General features: G+C 65.1%; 9 protein-coding genes. 4 read left to right on the forward strand and 5 right to left on the reverse strand.

What is annotated here, in order from left to right; translation table 11 throughout:
- Window positions 1-2: 2 nt before the first annotated feature.
- Window positions 3-323 (reverse strand): TrbC/VirB2 family protein, encoded by a 321-nt coding sequence (locus ABDZ95_RS09205; protein WP_343792958.1) that lies wholly within the window; start codon window positions 321-323, stop codon window positions 3-5.
- A gap of 541 nt (window positions 324-864) precedes the next feature.
- On the opposite strand from ABDZ95_RS09205, the gene ABDZ95_RS09210 reads away from it, so the two are divergent.
- From ABDZ95_RS09210 to ABDZ95_RS09225, 4 genes are all read left to right on the forward strand, one after another.
- A complete protein-coding gene (locus tag ABDZ95_RS09210; protein WP_343792960.1) occupies window positions 865-1,161 on the forward strand; it encodes a hypothetical protein in 297 nt (98 codons plus the stop codon).
- Window positions 1,162-1,268: 107 nt separating this feature from the next.
- A complete protein-coding gene (locus tag ABDZ95_RS09215; protein WP_343792962.1) occupies window positions 1,269-2,651 on the forward strand; it encodes a hypothetical protein in 1,383 nt (460 codons plus the stop codon).
- Between the two features lie 132 nt (window positions 2,652-2,783).
- Complete coding sequence (locus tag ABDZ95_RS09220) at window positions 2,784-5,429, forward strand: RHS repeat-associated core domain-containing protein (protein ID WP_343792965.1); 2,646 nt, start codon at window positions 2,784-2,786, stop codon at window positions 5,427-5,429.
- A 564-nt stretch (window positions 5,430-5,993) separates the two neighbouring features.
- The gene (locus tag ABDZ95_RS09225) at window positions 5,994-6,782 is read left to right on the forward strand and encodes a phytanoyl-CoA dioxygenase family protein (RefSeq protein ID WP_343792967.1); all 789 of its coding nucleotides are present in this window, start codon (window positions 5,994-5,996) and stop codon (window positions 6,780-6,782) included.
- Window positions 6,783-6,999: 217 nt separating this feature from the next.
- Here ABDZ95_RS09225 and ABDZ95_RS09230 read toward each other — a convergent pair whose 3' ends face one another.
- The 4 genes from ABDZ95_RS09230 to ABDZ95_RS09245 form a co-directional block, all read right to left on the reverse strand.
- Window positions 7,000-7,635 (reverse strand): hypothetical protein, encoded by a 636-nt coding sequence (locus ABDZ95_RS09230; protein ID WP_343792969.1) that lies wholly within the window; start codon window positions 7,633-7,635, stop codon window positions 7,000-7,002.
- Between the two features lie 620 nt (window positions 7,636-8,255).
- Window positions 8,256-8,882 (reverse strand): tyrosine-type recombinase/integrase, encoded by a 627-nt coding sequence (locus tag ABDZ95_RS09235; protein WP_343792971.1) that lies wholly within the window; start codon window positions 8,880-8,882, stop codon window positions 8,256-8,258.
- 211 nt (window positions 8,883-9,093) lie between these two features.
- Entirely contained in the window at window positions 9,094-10,035 is a 942-nt protein-coding gene (locus ABDZ95_RS09240; RefSeq protein ID WP_343792973.1) for an alpha/beta hydrolase-fold protein, read from the reverse strand.
- Between the two features lie 120 nt (window positions 10,036-10,155).
- Window positions 10,156-20,793 (reverse strand): autotransporter-associated beta strand repeat-containing protein, encoded by a 10,638-nt coding sequence (locus tag ABDZ95_RS09245; protein WP_343792975.1) that lies wholly within the window; start codon window positions 20,791-20,793, stop codon window positions 10,156-10,158.
- Window positions 20,794-20,847 lie beyond the last annotated feature (54 nt).

Genomic DNA, 20,847 nt, shown 5'->3' on the forward strand with positions numbered 1-20,847 from the left:
CCTCAGCCCGCCAGGCCGGCGGTGGAGCGGATGCCGGCGACGATGCTCACCGCGCCGAACAGGATAAAGCAGCCGAGGATGACCACGCCGCCATAGCGCCAGTTCATGCGGCCGGTCAGCATCATGAAGCCGACGCAGGCCACGGCGATCACGGCGACGACCGTGGCGACCGTGCCCAGCAGGGTGCCCTGCAACCATTGCATCGCCGAGACGATAGGGCCGGAGCCGGCGGGGTCCGAGAGGCCTGGGCCGACCTGAGCTGTGGCGGCTGTAGCGCTGGTCAGACTGACCAGAAAACCCGCAATGGCCGCAAGTCGCTTCATTTGAACATCCCCCGAACTCGATCCCGACTATCGGTGGCAACGATCCCGACGACAAGGTCGAATTTCTACCAAAGAGAGAGTTTTCCACGGCGTTGGATTGGAGGGCGTTCGTGCAATCCGTTAGCTCGCCGAGAGCTCGTGCTGAAATCCAAAATTGTTCAGAAGCCCGGAATATATAGATTACTTCGCATGTAATTGATCGATTATGTATCGCATAGATTGTCCACAGTTATGCAATTCGGCTGCCCGATTGGTACATTGTTCGCTGGCCTCTCCTGAGCGACGTTTCAACCAGAGCGAGGGGGGATTGATGAGATTTCCGGCAATTTGCGCACTGGTTCTGGCGAGTGGACTGGCCAGCGCCGCCGCGGGCTAGGCGACCCAAGGTTACACCTATGACGCCAATGGTCGGCTGGTCGGGGTAACGACGACGGGGTCGGCGGGAACCAACTCCGCGGGCTACGTCTACGACAACGCCAATAACCGGACGCTGCGGGGGCAGAGCGGCGTTACTCATTGGACGGCATTGCGCCGAATTCCGGTGGATCAGCTTCTTCTGCCGCACCAAGCCCTGACATCTCCGGATGGACAGTACTCCCTGGCGTTTAGGCCCTCGGGGCGGCTGGAGCTCTGGCTGGCGAACGCCCCCGTCCCGTCCGAACTGGCCTCGGCGTTCGAGGTGTCGGCCGAAGGCGAAGCGCGTTTTCTTCTCGGTGGCGTGCTGGAGAATGATGCCCGGCTGGAACTGGCCCACGATGGCGCCTTGAGGCTGCTGGGGCGCTCGGGGGAGGAACTATGGAGGTCGGCTTCGGCGGACACCGTGGAGGGCGGTCAATGATCGGGTCTGCAGTAATGGATCAACCGTCCAGAGCGCCTTCGCGGCTGCGGGCGGCTCTGATCGCAAGTGCTTCGGCTATGGCGGTCAGCTTGGGCGCCGGATCTGCGATGGCTCAGACCCTGACGGTCGCGGTGGCTCCCGAGCACTACTCGATCGACGAACGTGGCGTCGACATGGTGACGGGCGCCTATGTGTGGAGCGCATCCGAAGTTGTCATCGGCGAGCCCGGCAGCGGCGGGCTGGTTCATGGCCGGGGCGCCTGGGGGGAAACCAATCAGGGCCAACTCGCCGTCGGCAATGCGACCTACCCTGGAACCACCGTAATATTTGAGGGTCGTTCGGAAACGTTCGACCAGTCGGGGTCGACCTACACCCCTCGCAGCAACAACGGCTCGACCCTGTCCGTGGCGGGCACGATCTACACGTATACGACCTCAACTGGCTTGGTGGTCAAGTACGACACCGCGTTGTGCGCCAGCGCGACAGGCGGGACCTGCAGCCACAAGGGCATGATCACAGAGGTGATCGCCCCGAACGGAGAGCGTCGCCAGTATCATTACACGTCAGCGACCTACGTCCGATCGGTCAACCCGACGACCAGCGAGATCACCTGGGGGACGGTGCGGCGTGTCCAGTCGATCACCAACAACTATGGCTATGAGCTCCACTACACCTACCGCTCTAACAACATCAACGCATCGGGGACCCTGACCAACCGGATCGGCAACTGGCTGGGCGTTGCGACCGTGACCGGCGTCAACAACGCCGTCGACTACTGCGCCCCCGCGGCCCTCAGCTGCAGCTATTCCCGGACCTGGCCGAGCGTTGCGTATACCCAAGCTGTTGGTGACTATGTCACTGCGACCACGGATGAATCGGGGCGCACAACCCAGTACATCCATGGCGGCACCCCCCGAAATCTGACGGCAATCCGCCACCCGGGATCCACGAGTGACGACGTTGCCCTGAGCTACAGCGGCCCAAGCAGCGGAAGTCTCTACGGCTCTGTCGCAAGCGTCACTGACGCTACGGGGACCTGGACCTACAGCTTCACGGATTCCGGCATCCTGAGAACAGCGGTGAGCAACGGCCCGCAGGGTCAGAAGCTGACAGTCATCACGGACGTGCGAGTCGGGCGCCCCTTCTCAATCGAGAACGCCTACGGCGAGACGATCCTGCAGACTTACGATTCTCAGCAGCGCCTTCAACGACAGGCTCAGGTCAGCGGCGCGGCCGTTGAGTACAGCTACGACGGCCGCGGCAATGTCACACAGACAAAGACAATCCCCTACGGATCCGGCTCACCCATCGTGGAGACCGCCACCTATAACGCCACGTGTGCCAACCCGGTCATCTGCAATCGGCCGCTGACGACCACTGACGCCCGTGGCAACGTCACGGATTACGTCTGGGATCCTGTTCATGGCGGTCCATCCACGATCACGCTTCCAGCGGCTGGCGCTGGCGGTGTCCGGCCGGAGCTGCGCTAAAGCTATGCGACGCAGACAGCCTACTACAAGAACAGTTCAGGCCTGATCTCAGCGGCGGCCAGCGCCGTAACACTGCCTGCCCAGGTCAACGTCTGCGCCACTGGCTCCAGCTGCAGTGGCACGGCGGACGAGGTGCGTACGACTCTGACCTATGCCGCGCCGGGCAACGCCAGCAACCTGCAGCCGGTGCTGATAAGCCGGGGTTCCGGAGTCCAGCCAGCGGCTGAGATGACGGCGCTGAGCTACACGGCGAACGGGGATGTCGAGACGGTAGACGGGCCGCTCCCGGGTCCGGCGGATACGACGCGTTATATCTACGACGCGGCTCGTCAGCTGACGGGCGTGATCGGTCCGGACCCGGATGGCGTCGGGGCGGGCCAACATCGTGCCCAGCGGATGACCTACAACCCGCGTGGTCAGGTGACGGTGGCCGAGACCGGCAACACGGCTGACTATTCGGATTCCAGCTTTGCCGCTTTCACTCCGGTGCTGCGCTCCGAGACAGGCTACGACGCCTACGGCCGTCCTGTCGTGAGCCGCCAGCAGACCGGCGCGGGAACGACGGTGGCGGTCTCTCAGATCAGTTACGATGCGGCCGGTCGGGTGGACTGCACGGTCGTGCGTATGAACCCGGCCACCTTCGGGGCGCTGCCGGGGTCCGCATGTACGGCGGCGACGGCGGGCAGCGACGGCCCGGATCGGATCGCGCAGATGACCTACGATGCGGCCAGCCGGCCGCTGACGACGACCACAGCAGTGGGGCGGGCCGAGGCGATCACCGAGAGCGTGACTTACACGGCTAACGGCCAGGTCGCGACGATGAGCGACGGCAACGGTAATGTGTCTGTACAGGAGTACGATGGCTTCAATCGTCCAACGCGTCTGCGCTATCCTAACGCTTCGGGCGGCGGGACATCGACCACCGACTACACCGAGGTCAGTTATGATCCGGCCGGCAATGTCACCTCCAGCCGCAATCGCGCGGGGCAGTGGACGACGGTGACCTACGACGCCCTGAACCGCCCGACCCTGGTGGACGCGCCGTCCGGCACGATGGACATCGCCACGACCCACGACAATCTGGGCCGTGTGCTGACGGTGAGCGGCAACGGTCAGACCCTGACACGGGCTTGGGACGCTCTGTCGAACCTGACCTCGGAAGCCGGACCTCTGGGCACAATGAGTTATCAGTATGATCAGGCGAACCGCATGACGCGGATCACTTGGCCGGACAGCTTCCACGTCCAGTACGACCGGGACACATACGGCGCAGTGACCGCGATCCGCGAGAACAGCGCGACCTCGGGACCCGGCCTGCTGGCGGTCTATGGCTACGGCGACGTTGGTCAGCTGACGGGCATCGCGCGTGGTAACGGGACCACCACCAACTATGGCTATGATTCCGCCCGACGCATGACCGGGATGTCCCACGACCTCGCCGGCGGCGCATGGGACGTGACCTTCAGCTACGGCTGGAACGCAGCGGGCCAGATCAAGGAGCGGACCACCTGGAGCCCGGGCTACCTCTACGCCCCGGTCACCGGCGGGACGGCGTACCCGATCAACGGTTTGAACCAGGTGACCTCGATCTGGAGCACGCCGGTCACCTACGACGCCAACCAGAACATTACGTCGGGGCTGGGTCGCAGCTTCGCCCACGACGCAGCGGGGCGTCTGATCGGCACCAACGCCAGCAGCTATAGCTACGACCCTGCCGGGCGAATGTATTCAGCCAGCAGCTCGGGTACGCATTTGTCGTACGCCGGAGCTCAGCTGACCGGCGAGCACAACTCATTGGGCGCGATGCTGGTGCGGCACATCCCGGGACCGGGGCTGGACCAGCCGATCGTGACCTATCACGGCGCGGGCCTGGGCACGCGGATGTGGCTGGCGGCCGACGAGCGGCAGTCGGTGATCAATCTGTCGGATGACTCGGGGAACACCTTGAACATCAACCGCTACGACGAGTACGGCGTGCCGGCGCAGGGCAACTCCGACCGCTTCCAGTACACCGGCCAAGCAATCATCGAGCCGGGCCTCTACAACTATCGCAACCGCGCCTATGCGCCCCAGTTCGGGCGCTTCCTGCAAAACGATCCCATTGGATACGGCGACGGGCCGAACCTTTATGCATACGTCGGCGGAGATCCGGTCAACATGACTGATCCGTGGGGACTGGAAGAGGACAAGGCTTGGCCTCTAGGCGATGTGCTCTGGGGAGGAATGTGTCGTCGGCTTCGGCTGTGTCCACCCGTTAACTCTGGTGATGGGAATAGCCAGTTCGGCGGTTATAACCCGGGGCCTGACAATCAGGGAGATTTTGGTCACGTCCTTTCAGACGTAGTTGTTACGGGGAGGCGGTTCGTGAGGAATAACTTTTGTCCCGTGGCCCGCGTTGAGGGCGTCGTTGGCGGTGTCGCCGAAGGAAAGTTGGGTGCACGCGGAATCGCTTCTGTCTCAGGTAGCGCCGATATTGCATCGATCCGATACCGACTGGGATTCGAAGGTGGCCGCTTTGTGAACGGAGCTTTCGTAACTCAAGGGGGGGAGATTTCAGGTGCGCTCGGTGCGCCTCAGTATGACAATGCGGGGGTAGAAGCACGTTACGCACGACAAAGAGAGACTACCTTGGCACCGGGATCGAGCCGCCGGATGGCGGCTCAACGTTTCCGCGAAGAAGAAGACGAGTTCCTCGGTCTCCAAGGAGGTTTTGCGGTGTTCGTTGGAGGAAATGCTAGACTGGGTGTTGTGACGCGTCCCTGCGGATCTGGAGGTTGAGTGTTGAGGTTCTCCCGAATTTTATTTCTGATACTGTACTTCGCATTTATCTTGTTCAGCGTGGCTTTCTATACTCCGCAAGATTGGAAGGGTTGGCTCGCTCTTGTAATCGTTCCGGCCGTTGCGCTTCGTGGAATATTTTGGATTAACGGAAAAACGCGGGACGGGCTTCTCGGAATGATGCGCGGCCCAAAGTCGTAAAGGTGCTGCCACTGTGCGAACTAGCAGTCCGGTTCACGCAATGTCCGTTAGGCGCGTTTCGCGAACGAGGCGGGAACAGGCCGGGTAGGGAAGGGCAACTTCGCGCCATCAGCGGACATTGCTTGGCTGCCGAGAACCGGACGTCAGGTGGGCTCCGTTTGAGAGCGCACTCCCGTCCCTTGGCAGACGCTGTGTACAGGCCGCCCTGCCACTCAGCTTGCCGCCCGCTTTCAAACGCTGGCATAGTCGAGGGATGATGATGAAGGCCGACTTCTTCCCGCTGATCTGAGGCGTGCTCGCCCCGGTGCCTGCAGGCGCCGCTCAGATCATTATTCGGCCCGCAGAGGGCCAGGGAGAGTAACTGTGCCTCATCATGAGCATGAAGGTCTGACCGACGGTCAGATCCAGGACTTCATCAGCAACGGCTTCGTCAGGCTCGACAACGGGTTCAGCGCGGATATCGCGGCCCGGTGCCGTGACGAATTGTGGTCGGAGATCGGACTGTCCCCCGATGACCCCAAAGAATGGACGCAGCCTGTGATCCGGGTCGCGTCCAAATCGTCCGAGCCCTTTGTTCAGGCGGCCAATACCCCACGGCTGCATAGGGCCTATGATCAGCTAGTCGGCAATGGGCGCTGGCTTGCCCCACTCGGTCTCGGAACCTTTCCGATACGCTTTCCATCGCCGCTATCGGCGGGGGACGATGGTTGGCACGTCGACGTGAGCTTCGGCGAGTCGCCCGACTTCATGGAATGGAGGGCCAACATCAAGAGCAGCCGACGGGCGCTCCTGATGCTCTTTCTGCTGTCCGACGTCGATGACGATGACGCGCCGACCCGCATACGACGAGGATCACACTCCGTGATCGCTCGCGAGCTCCTGCCTTACGGCGAGCGGGGTGCGTCCCTGCGGCAGCTGGCGGCGGACGGCTTTGCTTCCACCCGCGATTGCCCGGTCAGCCTGGCGACAGGCCCTGCCGGTACGGTGTTCCTGTGCCATCCTTTCCTCGTTCATGCGGCGCAGGCGCACCGAGGAACTGAACCGCGCTTTATGGCCCAGCCACCCCTGCTTCCTCGGGCCGAGTTCGACCCGGCATCGCCACCCTCGCCGGTCCAGATCGCTATTCGCCGAGCCTGCGGATTGACCCTCTGACCGGCCGCGCCCGGGGCGATCTTTCGCCTCGGGCGCATCGAGCCTGATTTCGCCTTCTCCACACGTTGCGGAACCCACGTTCAGTCGGAGAAGCGCCAACAGCGGACATGCGGACCATATCGGAAAGACGACATTCCAAGCGTAGTCAGAGGTCCGCTTTCCGGCGCGATGCGTGCTTCGCAAACCGACCCGTTGCGGACGTTCGCAAGGTTAAGCCCTAAAGGTCCCCGGTGTCGTTGGCTTGGAGAGCAGCACGTTTGTTGCCATGCCTCCAAAATCGTCCCAAAGCCAAGCCAGCGATGAAGGTGCAGAAAGCAAACAGATAGGCAAATATCAGGGGGCCTCGGCTTGGCGTCGGATTTTCCGTCTTCCAGTCCGTCAGTTCGAGCGGGCTCAACTGATGGATTGTCTGGGCTCTCAAAGAATCATTCCGAATGTGGTTGGGACCGAGCATTCTTAGAACCGTTAGCCTGCCATCCTCGCCGCTAGCGTAAAACAGTCCGGCTCGATCAAATTCCGGATACGCTGCTTGGCCACACTGCATTTCAATGCCTTGACGTTCGCTAAGTTCGTAGGTGACCACGCCCGATCCCGCGTCGCCTTTGAACGATGCCCTTGGCAGTACCTCCACCTGTATGTGTCGCCCGCGCCAATACTTCCCGACGATTTTGCCGACAAACACCGTATCAGCTTCAGCCCAATAGCGATCTTGGTCAGCCCGGAAAAGGCGTTCATAAGCGTGGGCTTCGGTTTCTCCGGGATTTCGGGGAACTGCTAACTCGCATGCTTGCGAAAGGCTGGCTGGCAGCCAGAACAGGCTCAAAACCACGAAGATTCGAAGTGCGCGAAGCATTGTTCATTATGCAACGCAAAGGAGCTTCGGCTCAACTTTCGCCTCCCGCCCGTTGCGGACGTCGAGCGCTTACTCGCTAATCTGGAAGGGCATCCACCAAGACCACGATGGGTGCAGCGGCCTTGAAGGGCTGAGGAGCCGGAGATCGAAATATGATTGGACCCGTAGCGCTTTCTCTGACCTCGGCAAACCAGTGGTAGTCGCCCTTCCCCTCAGGGTTCTCGATGCACAGGGAGAAGGCCGGTCTTCTCGTCGTCATGGTTTGCGATCCATGATTGCCTGAGAATGAAATGCGGTAGTGAAGTCCCTCGGGCAGAGGTACTCCATTGACGGCCGCCACAGTTCCATTTGCGGAAGGGATGGGAGGAAGGGTTCGGTGCACTCCTGGCCCAATGATCTTTCCCGTGCACATGTCCCCTGTGTCCGCCCAAGGATATTCGGACCAATTCGTCGTGCACGCACCCAATGCCGGTATGAGCGTGAGAGCCGCGATAGCCGCAGAGCGCATGAACGTTTTCGCCAGTTGAGGTCCCGAGGGAGCCTGTAGGCTACAGGAGCAATGTCCGCTTTCCACCCATAGCGGATGAATGCCGGGTCCGTTGACTGGACCCGGCTTAGCGTCAAAGGTCGATTTGTTCGGAGAGCTCCAGAGCATCGTCCACCTCGATGCCGAGATATCGGACGGTGCTTTCAAGCTTCCGATGACCGAGTAGCAACTGACAGGCGCGGAGGTTACCGGTCTTTTTGTAGACCAACGACACCTTGGTCCGCCTAAGGCTGTGCGTGCCGTAAGCCGCTGGCTCCAAATCAATCAGTCGGATCCACTTATCGACCAATCTCGCGTACTGCCGAGTGCCGATGTGACAGCCGGCATGGCTCCGGCTAGGGAACAGCCAGTCGTCATCCCGCTGCCCACGAAGCTTTAACCAGACCGCGATCGCATCTCGGGCAGGCTCTGTGATCTCGAAGGGCACCGGCCTGCCAGTTTTCTGCTGGATGACGGTCGAGCGGACCCTCAGCGACCCTCCGGGCGCGACGTCACTCACGCGGAGCTTCACTAGGTCGCACGCTCTGAGCTTTGCATCGAGCGCGCAGTTGAACATCGCGAGGTCGCGAACGCGCTTGGCGACCTTGAGCTGCTGTCGGATCGCCCAGATGTGCTTCGGCTTCAGCGGAGCTTTCGGTCCGATGAGACGCCCCGCGTTCCAAGGGCGACGAGGAATGATGAACAGGTCAGACTGGCGCATGGCCAACCTCCAACGGATGGCCTCCCTGCCTTGGCGGATAATACTCCTATCCCGTCAGGCCTGCGCCACTTGCGGACGTTGATCCGCCGCCCAGGAGCGGACTGCCCCGGGAGCCGCCGCTTCCACTTCGAACCCGGAGTTCGTGATGACCGGGTTGGGAAATGGGTGGGCTCAGTTGGCGTCGAGACGAGCGATCTTAGCCAGTCGGCACTCAAGTCGCCAGGAACGCGGCCAACGACTTGATGTCGGTGGCGCAATGTCCCCCGTACAAGGGATGCCACTCCGTCCTGACCCCGCGACGCGTCGCCCGTTCGGCGAGGAGCCGCGTCCCTTCGTAGTTGCCGTAGGCATCGTAAGAGCCGTTCGACAAATAGAGTGCGGGTGACCGGGGGCCCGCGCGGTCGATGAGCGCAAGCGGCGAGACGCGCTGCCATTCATCCTCGTTGGCGAGGTACTTTCGGGCGAGCATCCAGATTCCGAGCGCCATCTTTGGACTGGCGCCCGTCCGCTCGATGAGCTCCCGGTTTACCGACAGGGTCTCGAAAGGAGACACGGCATAGACGCCAAGGCAGAGGGCGGCGATCCGTTCGAAAGCGTTGGGGTTCGAAAGCCCGGCGATCAGAACATTGAGGCCGCCCATGGACTCTCCCACGAGCATGCGCCGCTGCGGCGCGCCGATCATCCGCTCGATCTCCGGCAGCCTTCCCATCAGGTCTTCCAACAAGCCGCTGTCCTCGCGCTCGCCTTTGGGCGTCAGAAGCCATGTGTCTCCATAGGACAGGGTGATCACGGTTGGCGGCGTCACGCCCGTTTCCTGCCACTGCGCCTGAATCATGGCGGTCAGATAGGTGTCGTCGTTCCAGATCCGCTCATCAAGTCTGCGGCCGTGAAGGTGATACAGCACGTCGCCGTTCGTACCGTTGGCGGCCCGATACACGCAGTACCGAAGGGGGCCTGAGGCGTCGCACTCCTGGCTGGCTTCGGCGAAGGCGATCTTCTGCGCACCCCAAGGACGCGTCAGCTCTTTCCAGCCCCAGTGACCGAGCCAAGCGAGTGCGAGGATGCCCAGGAGGACGAGCCAGCGACCTGCGCACGGGCCTGTCTTATGCGCGGAGGCGCGGGGGAGCAGAGGACGCCAGAGCTTCCTGGTCATGGATCAAGTGATCCTGCCGCACCTCATCGCACCGGAAAACGCGGTTCAACGCGGCCAGGTCCTGATCGGTCGCTTGGGCGAGAGCGCCTGAACCCTCGCCTCTCGGCCACGCAGCCCGGCTTACCAGCGTACGTTCAATTTCATCCCGATCTGGTTCTCGGTCAGGCGCTCGCTGAACACGCCGCGATAACCGGCCGACACCGAGACACCGTCCGCGGCCTCCACCTCGAGGCCGAAATCGGTGACGCCGGCCAGCGGCGGCGTTTCGGCGCCCTCGATGGCGAAGGAGCCGAAGCCGGTCGGTGCGCCGGTGAAGCGCATGTCGCCCGTCGTCTGACGGTCGCCCGTGGTCGCGAGAACGCCGAGGCCGCCGTAGATCCGCATGGTGCGGCCGTCGACCTCATAGGGCTGCGTCGCGCGTGCGCTCAGCTGCAGGGTCTGCCAGTCACGCTCCTGACCGGAAACCTGCAGCGACAGGACGCCCGCTCCGGTCTCGGTGTAGCCGTCGACCGAAGCGTTCGAGACCGTGCCCATCATGCCGAAGGCCAGCGTGCCCTCGTCCGCGAAGCGGTAGCGACGCGACACGCTCGCCGACAGGGCCTGACCCTCGGCGTGGGTGTTGCCGATGGCCGTGGCGCGCAGGGCGCCGACGGCGACCGAACGCCAGGTATCGGCGTCGCCGCCATAGACCACGCCCGTCAGATCGGCGACCCACTGGCCGTCGTCATAGCGGGCGAAGGCCGCACCGTGGCTGATGTCCGACTCGTAGCTGGAGCCGCGGGCCACGACGTCGCCTTCCATTCGCGAGACGCCGGCGGCGCCCCCGATCGTCCAGTCGCCGCGCGAGACGCCATAGCCGCCGGCGAAGCCGTTGATGCGGCTGTCGACCGTCGCCTGTCCGGCCTTGCCTTCAAGCCGCTGGTCGCCGGCGAAGACCGAGACCCAGCCGCCCTGCGCGCCGCCCTGCGCCGCGCCCGGATCATAGGCGCTCAGCACGCCGGCCAGCTGACCGGCCGGAGTATTGGCGCCCGACGACAGCGACAGCTGGCTGGCGAAGCTGAGCGAGCGTCCGCTCTCGTCGCCCCTGAAGCCCTGCGCCTGGACCGTCTGCAGGAAGTGATCGTTGGCCGCGAAGGCCGAGGTCGTCACATCCGTCAGGGCCTCGCCGGAGATGTTGTCCAGCGCCGTCTTGCGTTCGGCGTCCGACAGGCCGACGAACACCGACAGGACGGCCGCATAGTCGTCCGAGGCGTTGATCTGGCCGCCGGTCAGGGCGTCGCCCACCGCACGCTGGTTGTCGCTGCCGGTCGCGCCCGGACCGAAGTCCGTCAGCTGCCGCAGTTCGATCACCGCGCTGTTGGGCATCAGGTCGTAGCGCACGCGCCAGTACAGGCCGTTCTGCTGCGCCGCCGTGAACTCCGAGCCGTTTGAGAAGGCGCCCACCAGACGGTCGGCCTGCACGAACAGGTAGCGGGTGGCGAAGTTGAAGTCCGTCACGCCCCCCTGGAAGGTCGGCGCCACCGTACCGCCCGTAAGCGTCGCCGTGCCCAGCACCCGGATCTGATCGATCAGGTTGCCGGCCGCGGTTCCCGTGACATCAAGGTTCAGACGCCCGCCGGTGAGCGTCAGCCCACCGACAGTGAAACCGCCGATGCCGTTCTGCTGTCCGGACAGTCCCGGCGACAGGACGCCGCCGCTCGAGACCACCAGATTGCCGCCAATCGTGCCGCCACCCGTCAGGGAGCCGCCGGCAATCGACATCGTGCCGGTGGTGGAGCCGACGAAGCGCAGCTCGCCGCCCTGGTTGACGATCGAGCCGATCGAGTGATCGCCCAGCAGCGTGAACAGCCCGCCCGTGTGCCACAGGGCGCCCGCGCCGCTCAGACGGCCGCCGAAGCCGGACTCGCCGCTGACGGTCAGACGACCGGCCGAGCCGACGGTGACGTCGCCCATGCCGTAGAGGCTGCCGATCCGGTCCATCCAGGCGCCGAGAGCGAGGGTGGCCCCCTGCGAGACCGAAACCGTCGCCGTGTCCGACAGACGCTCGGAGGCGCCCAGACGCAGCGTGCCGCCCTGCACGGAGACGAGGCTCTGCGCCGCCGTGCCGTTCAGGGTGCTGACGCCCGACATGTTGAACAGGCGGTCGCCCGCCAAGTTGGCGTTGACCGTGGCTCCGGTGAGCTGCGTCTCCGCCGCCGTCAGCGTGCCCGTGCCGTTCAGCGTTCCCGACAGGCCCAGCAGCCCCACCGTCTCGCTGAATGCGCCAAGGTTCAGAGCGCCATTGGCGCCGACCACCACCGTGGCGGTATCCGACAGGCGGTTCGCCGCGCCGAGGCCCAGCGTGCCGCCGGCGACGCTGATCAGTTGCGAGGCGGACGTCCCGTTCAGGACCGACGAACCCGACACCTGCACCAGATCGCCCGCGCCGAGGTTGGCGTTCACCGTCGCGCCGGTCAGCTCATAACGACCCGCCGTCAGCGTGCCCGTGCCGCTCAGCGCGCCCGACAGGCCGAGCAGGCCGACGGTCTCGTTGAAGGCGCCGAGGTTCAAAGCGGCGCCGCTGCCGACCACCACCGTGGCGGTATCCGACAGACGGTTCGCCGCGCCGAGGCCCAGCGTGCCGCCGGCGACGCTGATCAGTTGCGAGGCGGACGTCCCGTTCAGGACCGACGAACCCGACACCTGCACCAGATCGCCCGCGCCGAGGTTGGCGTTCACCGTCGCGCCGGTCAGCTCATAACGACCCGCCGTCAGCGTGCCCGTGCCGCTCAGCGCGCCCGACAGGCCGAGCAGGCCGACGGTCTCGTTGAAGGCGCCGAGGTTCAGAGCGGCGCCGCTGCCGACCACCACCGTGGCGGTATCCGACAGGCGGTTCGCCGCGCCGAGGCCCAGCGTGCCGCCGGCGACGCTGATCAGCTGCGAGGCCGACGTCCCGTTCAGCACCGACGAACCCGACAGCTGCACCAGATCGCCCGCGCCGAGGTTGGCGTTCACCGTCGCGCCGGTCAGCTCATAACGACCCGCCGTCAGCGTGCCCGTGCCGTTCAGCGCGCCCGAGAGGCCCAGCAGCCCCACCGTCTCGTTGAAGGCGCCCAGGTCGAGGACCGAGCCGCTTGCCACCGACACGGTAGCGGCGTCCGAAAGCCGGTCTGCGGCGCCCAGCACCAGCGTGCCGTCAGCAACCACGACCGTGCCCGCGGCCGACGTCCCGTTCAGGGTCGAGACACCCGAGAAGTTGACCAACCGCCCGGCGCCGAGATTGGCATTCACCGTCGCGCCGTTGAGTTCGATCTCGGCTGCCGTCAGCGTCCCGGAGCCGTTCAGCGTCCCGACCAGAGAGGCGACGCCCACCGTCTCGTTGAACGCGCCCAGATCCAGAACCGCGCCCGTGTCAACGAACAGGGTGGCGGCATCCGACAGCCGCTCCGAAGCGCCCAAAGCCAGCGTGCCGCCGGTGACGAATACCGTGCCGGCCGCCGCCGCGCCGTTCAGCACCGAAGCGCCACCCGCCTGGGTCAGCAGACCTGCGCCGAGGTTTGCATTCACCGTGCCGCCGTTCAGCACATACTGGCCCGCCGTCAGCGTGCCCGTGCCATTCAGTGCGCCGTTGATGTTGGCGCGAACCACGGTGTCGTTGAACGCCTGCATGTCGACGGCGCCGCCCGCAGCGATCGTCAGCGTCGACAGGTCGGACAGCACGTCCGACGCGTCCAGACGCAGGGTCCCCAGCACCGAGGTCGTTCCGGTGTAGGTGTTCGCTCCGCCCAGACCCAACGTGGCGCCGCTGGCGATCGCCACATTGCCGGCCGTTCCGCCGATCACGCCGGCATAGCTGCTGGAGCCGCCGCCGATCGTCAGGCTGGCGTTGAGGCCCAGATCGACCAGACCCGAGCCGCTCAGCCCGCCGATGGTCTCCTCACCGAGAAGTCGCAGCGTGCCGCCGGCGCCGATGCCGACCGAGGCGCTGTCATGGATCGCCGAACCGCCGGAGACGGCGAGAACGCCGCCATTGACGGCCCAGTCCACCGCTGCCGCATCGACGCCCGTCAGGGTCCAAACGCCGGCGCCGGTCTTGGCGCGGCTTTCGAAGTTGACGACGTTGCCGATGTTCAGCGAGCCGGCGCCGGCGCCGTCGAGGATGAAGGCGTCCACGCCTGCACCGCCGTCGATCAGGCCGCTGACGCTGCCGGTGTCGAACAGGGTGACGGTGTCTGCGCCGTCGCCGGCATTGACCAGGCCGTTCACGACGCCGGCCAGCGAGATCGTGTCGGCGCCGTCGCCTGACAGGATCGCGCCATTCGTGGTCGAGCCTGCCAGGAAGGTCAGGCTGTCGCTGAATGCGCCGACGCTCTCGACCGCCGTTCCGCCCGTTCCGGTGATCGTGCCGGAAGAGGTCAGGCCCAATCCTGCGAGCGAACGGACCCCCTGCAGGGCGCCGCTGATGGTTCCCGTGTTCGTCAACGAGCCGCCGGCGTTGAAGATTATGCCGTTGGCGCCCGTGCCGGTGATGGAGCCGGCGTTCGTGACCGAGCCGCCACCCACATTGAAGTTAACGCCGTTGCTGACCCCGTTGATCGCGCCGTCAGCGAGGTTGCTGACGCTGCCGCCAGCTGAAACCACGGCCGAACCGAGGGAGCCTGTCAGCATCCCGCTATTGGTTAGGGTTCCGCCGCCGACGAGCCAGACAGCATTGCCGCCCCGGATCAGACCGGCGTTCGTAACGGACGCGTTGGCGCCATCGAGATAGACCCCTGTTCCGGTCCCGGTCGTATTGATCTCGCCGGTCGCCGAATTGTTCACGGTCGCGTTTGCGCCGACGAAGCGGACGGTCGACGCCGCGCCGCCGCCGCGGATCAGACCGCTGTTCGTCAGATCGCCCCGACCTTGCGTGTAGATCGCGTTGGTGCCTGAGAGGATCGAGCCGGTGTTGGTAATCGTTCCCTGACCACCGGCGTAAATACCCGAGTTGTTGAAGCTCGCGATGCTCGCAGATATCGAGCCTGCGTTAGTCAGGTTCAGATCGCCATTCGCCGAAACGGCGAAGTGGCCGAGGATTGATCCTCCCGGGGTATTGGCGAGGGTCAGCGCGCCGGACGCGAAGATCGCCACGCCGGTTCCACCGCCCGTGACCGACCCGGCGTTGTTGATCGTGCCGGTCGCGCCTTGGGCCCATATCGCCGTGCCGGAGAGGCTGGAGATGGTTCCGCCCGCGGCGACGTTCACGGTGGCGGCCGTGCCCGCCAGCACCGCGTTAGAGCCGGCGATACTGACATCAGACAGGGTCGCCGTGGAGCCGGCCGTGACGCTGACGCCGCCGCTGGCGGTAATGGCTCCCGTGAGCGCCGCGATACCATCGACGGTGACGGAGCCGGTTCCGCTCACTGCATTGCTGAAGCTGTGATGGTCGTTGCGCGAGAAGGTCAGCCCGGCGCCATTGGCCAAGACCGCCGAGCCGACGAAAGATCCCGCCCCGGCGCCGTTGCCGACACGTAGAACGCCCGCATTGACGGTGGTGCTGCCGGTATAGCTATTCTCCCCCGTGAGGATCAGCGTGCCGAGATCGGTCTTCACCAGACCACCTGAGCCGACCAGCGCCGATGCGATCTTGGACGACCAGCCGGCGCTTCCCGCCGTGCCATCGCCGACCCGCACCGTGGTGCTCGGCGCCGCCAGGGTAAGCGCATCGCCCTGAACCGTGTAACCGTTGGCCGCAAACTGCATGCCGGTCACACCCACGGCGCCGGCCGAGTCGTCGACCGTGACCGTGCCGCCGACGCCCTGGAAGATGGCGAACCCGGGCTGAGGCGTCATGGCGCCGTTGAAGAGCCCGTTCGCGTCCGTCCAATTGGACCCTGCGGCGGTCCAGACTCCCGAGCCGCCGTTGACGGCGTTGTTGTTGTGCTGCCCCGCATTGCCGCCGTCCCAGAACAGGAGTTCGTTCGGGGCGTGCACAAGGTTCACCTGACCGGCCACAGAGGTCTGGACCGTCAGGCGCTGCGTGCCCGCCGCAGTCGTGCCGATCAGCAGGCCGTTGTCGGTCAGGGCGCCGCCGTAGGTCATCAGGCCATAGACGCCCATGCCGAAGGCGCCGGTGCTTGCGATATTGACCGTGCCGTCCAGCGTCAGGTTGCCGGTAACCGCGAACAGCGCCGGGCCGCCTGCGCCGTTGAAGGTCGCGTTGATCGCCGAACCCGAGTTGAGCGACAGCGACCCCATGGTCAGGGTGGAGCCTTGGGTGTTTGCAAGGATACCGCCGTTCAGAACCATGACAGCGTCGGTGATCGAACCGCCGCCACTCAGGGTCGCGCCGCTGCTGACCGAGGTCAGCGACTGCAGGGCGCCGTTGACGATCAGCGTGCCGCCCTGGACGGCCGTTCCGCCTGAGAAGGAGCCATTCCCGGTCAGGGTCGCGGTCCCGGACAGGTGGTTGAGGGTTTCGAAGTTCAGCACGTTGGACAGGTTCAGCGAGGCCGAAGCGCCGCCCAGGGCGCTGATGAAATTGTCGCTTGCCGCGCCGCCGTCGATCGAGCCGGAGAACGAACCGCCCTGCCAGGTGAATGTGTCGGCGCCGCCGCCGAGCAACGCGTTGGTCATGGAGCCGGTCGCCGCCAGCGTCACGGTATCGACGCCCGTGTTCGACGACATGTCGAAATCGCCTGTCAGATCGCCCGCGAGGCTCGCCGTGCGCGTACCCGCGCCATTGCTGACGATCCTTCCCGTTGTCGAACCCGCCTGCAGATCGATCACGGTGGTCCCGGCGTTCAGCAGGATGCCGCCCATTGCGCCTGTGATCAGTCCGCCCGAGCGGTTGGTGATCGTCGTCGTGCCCGACGTGCTGGCGTTGTAGAGGCCGTAGAAGCCCCCGGTGCTGGTGATCGACCCGTAGTTGTCGACGGAACTGGCCGCATCGAAGGTGACGCCCGCATAGGTCTGGCCATTGATCGAGCCGGTATTCGTCAGACCCAGCTGGCCGAACACCAGCAGACCTTCAACGCCGCCGCTGATCGAGCCCGCATTGTTGACGCTGACAGTCCCGGCGTCGGACCTGATGCCATTGACGTTTCCGGTGATCACGCCGCCGAGCTGGTTGCTAACGGTTCCGCCGCTGACAAGCCGGATCCCGGCGTCGGCCGTCGCCACGCCGTCGGAGTCGATCAGGCCGGCGTTGGTCACCGTGCCGCCATTGGTCAGGCGGACGCCTGCACCCCGGCCCGCGATCGCACCCCCGGCGAGGTTGGTCACCGTCCCACCGCTGGTCAGGTTGACGCCGTAGGCCGTGACCGGAACGCTGCTCCGGTCCGCCTGCGCCAGGGTCGTGGTGGCGTCCGTGACATAGCCTGCGACGATGACGCCCGAGTTGGTGATCCCGTGCGAGAAGGCTGAGCCGGAGACGCCGTTCTGGAAGCCCGCGATCACGCCGTTGTTGACGACGGTGTTGATCCCGCCCGCGAGGGTCAGGCCGTTGAACTGGCCCGCGATCACGCCGCCGGCGTTGTTGGTGAGGGTGGAGACGCCAAGGGTGTCGACAGCCGTTCCCGCGCCGCCGACCGACCGGATGATCCCGCTGTTGTTCAGGATCAGTCCGGCGTTGGAATCAATCCCGTAGCCGTTGGTGCCGAGGATGATCCCGCCGCCCTGGTTGGTGACGGATCCGCCCGACGCCAGCAGGATGCCCGAGTTGCCCGTGATCGTGCCCGCATTGGTGATCGAGGCTCCAGCCGCGTTGGACTGAACCCCGCCGAGCGTCCCGTGCATCTGGCCGCCAGCCTGGTTGTTCAGGGTCAACACCCCGTTCGTCGTCACGGCGTAGCTGCCGACGGTCGTCGTGTCGGTCGGATCACGCCCGATGATGCCGGCGTTGGTCACGCTGACGGCCGAGGTGGAGTTGCTGGATATTCCGTTGCCGAGCAGGGTCCAGATATAGCCGCCGCTGAAATTGTTGACTGTCAGTCCGCCGGTGGAATTCTCGATACCATTGTAGATGTCGCCGCGGATGTGTCCGTAGTTGTTGACCACCAGCAAGCCACCGGTGGACAGGTCGTGCCGGATACCCGCGTTGTAGCCGCGGATGATCGAGCCCGCGCCGGTATCGCTGGAGGAACCGTTGTTGACCGTATTCGTGCCGCTGGTCGCCTGCACGTAGACGGCGGCGCCGATGGCGTTGCTGACGCCGCTGTTGGTGATCGAGCCGAGGTTGCTGAGCGTCGAGCCGATTCCGTACATGTGGACGCCGAGCTGCCCGCCGCCCACGATCGAGCCGCCGTTCGCGACGCTCAGGCTGCTATTCGCGCCGCTGACGACGGCGGCCGTGCCATTCGCGCCCGAACGGCTGCCGGCGATCACGGCGGAAGCGGCGCCGCCCGAGACCTCGAACGTGCCGGTCGTCGTGAGAGCGCCCGAGAAGGTCACCGGTGCGGTCGAACCGATCTGGATGGCGCCCGAGCCGGAAATGGCCTGCGCCACCGTGCCCGCAGTGTTGTTCAGGTAGTAGAGCGTGCCGTTGTTGACGATCGAGCCGCCCGACAGCCCGTTCACGCCGCCCGACTGGACCATGACCGTCGAGCCGCTGTTGATGCGGCTCACGCCACCCCAGCTGTTCGTATTGTTGGTCAGGCTGAACGTGCCGCCGCTGAAGGTGACGTACTGGTTCGCGCCGCCGACGCCGGTCGTCTCGTAGATCCGGCCCGCAAGGGTCACCGTCCCGCCCGAGGTATTGTTGAGGATCGTGGGATCCGCAGCCTGCTGGCCGTCCGCGACCTCCAGCGAGATGGCGTTGTTGTACGTGCCGGAGGCCGCGAAGTTGATCTGCGGATCGATCATCCGGATCACGCCCGTGCCGGCGGCGGTTGTCGAGGCCAGTTGCAGTATGCCGGAGTTGACGACAGTGCCGCCCGTGTAGGTGTTGTTCCCCGACAGGATCAGCGTACCCGGCCCGTTCAGGGTCAGGGTCCCCGCGCCGCTGACGACGCCCGACTGGGTCAGCGTCCGGCTCGCGGCGACGCCGAGGCTGCCAGCGCCGGACAGGTTGATGCCGCGTGTGTTTGAGATCGACGACGTGGTCGTGATCGAGCCGCCGCCCGTCATGGTCAGGCTGGTCGCGCCCTGCAGCTGCAGGGTGTCGCTGATCGACAGGGCTGCGCCGTTGATCGTCAGTCCCGAGGTGAAGCTGGTCTGGTTGCCGGTGCCGGTGAGCGTCCAGTTCCCGCCGGTAAAGGCGCCCGTTTCCCAGCCGCCGAGGTTGTCGACGCTGAAGGAGCGCGTCCCCGTCCCCGCGAAAGTCAGGCTGTCCGCGCCCGTGCCGGCGCGCAGCAGGTTGTAGCCGGTGGCGCTGGTGTTCACCGTCAGGTTCACCGCTCCGGTCGCGCCGGTTGCGTCGAGGGCGCCATCGAAAATCCCGGCGAGGGTGAGGTTCCTCGCGCCGGAACCGGTCGAGACTATCGTTCCGGTCGTGGTGGAGCCGTTGGCTAGGGTCACAGTGGCGGCATCCGACCCCGTCAGCGCAATCGCCGTGCCGCCGGCGCCAGTCAGGGTGCTGTTGTTGGTGACCGAACCACCGGCCTGCAGGCGGACGCCGGTCCCTTGGGCGTAGATGTTCCCGTTGTTGATGATGGAGCCGCCGCCAAAATCATCGACGCCAAAGCCGCCGGCGGTCATGCCGTTGATTTCACCTGAAGCACCCACGGTGGTCACGAAGGCGCCCGCCCCCGTCGCCACGCCCGTAACGCCGCGCGTGTGAGCGTTGATATTGATCTGATTGCCGGTGATGCCCGACGCGCTCACGGCCGATATGCCCGTCGCGAAATGTGAGCCCAGACCCAGGTCTGCGCCGATCGTCACATTGACCTTGCCCGCCGAGGCGACGAGGACGCCGGTGCCGGTTCCGATCGCGGTGCTGTTGATCGTGCCCGCGCCGCGGGTGATGATCGTCGTCGTATCGGTGACATTGCCGACAGCTGTGGAATGGATTCCGGTCAGTGCGGTAATCGCGCTTTGCGAGTCGACCGAGTTCTGGCCGCCGGTCGCATTCAAGCGGATGCCGGTGGACGTGGCGTTGATGACGCCGCCTGTCGACACGAACCCGGACCCGAAAAGATTCGTCGCGTTGACGCCCGTGTCGAAGCCCGTGATCGAAGACCCGCCGATCGAGATGCCGGCGTTGATGGCCGAGAGGATGTTGATGCCTGCTACTGCCGAGCCGTTCCCCACGAATGACTGGTTGTAGCCCGTCGAATCCAGCGACACATAGCCGGAGGGCGCGTTAAGGTTCAGGCCGTATGAGCCGGTGAACACCGAACCGCCGCTGGCGAACGTGACACCCATGTTGGCGTTGGTCTGGGCAAAGAAGGCCGAACCCCCGCTTGTCGTCGTCGTCAGCCCGCTGGCGCCGGTGAACAGCACGCCGGTGCTGTTCAGACCGCCCGTCAGGCCCCTCACTTCAAGGGCATTCGCCGTGGGCGTCCCTGTCGTGTTGTTGATCTGGACCCCGTTAACCGTGAGGTCCGTGCTCTGGGATACGCCCGTCAGCACAATGCCGCCGCCGCCGGCAGTCTGATTGGTCACGGAAGGGTTGGATCCGGTCGTTCGGGTGATGACGCCGCCGCCGCTTGGAGCGACGATCGTCGTTTGCGCCATGGCCCCGGAGGCGGCGAACGCCGCGGCGATCAGTGCGGTCGAGCCGAGAAGGCCATTGCGCATCCGGCGACCCGGATTGCGCGCAGACGAACGGCGCGCAGCGGCGCGCATCTTGACAGTCGACATTTCCCGAACCCACCCGCATCACCGGCCAGAGCCGGTTCCAACAACCATGCAACG

Source organism: Brevundimonas kwangchunensis, assembly GCF_039523815.1.
Lineage (GTDB): Bacteria > Pseudomonadota > Alphaproteobacteria > Caulobacterales > Caulobacteraceae > Brevundimonas > Brevundimonas kwangchunensis.

Coding starts and splice junctions, on each gene's coding strand:
- ABDZ95_RS09245 (WP_343792975.1), bottom strand. CDS start 20,793: ATGTCGACTGTCAAGATGCGCGCCGCTGCGCGCCGTTCGTCTGCGCGC.
- ABDZ95_RS09235 (WP_343792971.1), bottom strand. CDS start 8,882: ATGCGCCAGTCTGACCTGTTCATCATTCCTCGTCGCCCTTGGAACGCG.
- ABDZ95_RS09240 (WP_343792973.1), bottom strand. CDS start 10,035: ATGACCAGGAAGCTCTGGCGTCCTCTGCTCCCCCGCGCCTCCGCGCAT.
- ABDZ95_RS09205 (WP_343792958.1), bottom strand. CDS start 323: ATGAAGCGACTTGCGGCCATTGCGGGTTTTCTGGTCAGTCTGACCAGC.
- ABDZ95_RS09215 (WP_343792962.1), top strand. CDS start 1,269: ATGGCTCAGACCCTGACGGTCGCGGTGGCTCCCGAGCACTACTCGATC.
- ABDZ95_RS09230 (WP_343792969.1), bottom strand. CDS start 7,635: ATGCTTCGCGCACTTCGAATCTTCGTGGTTTTGAGCCTGTTCTGGCTG.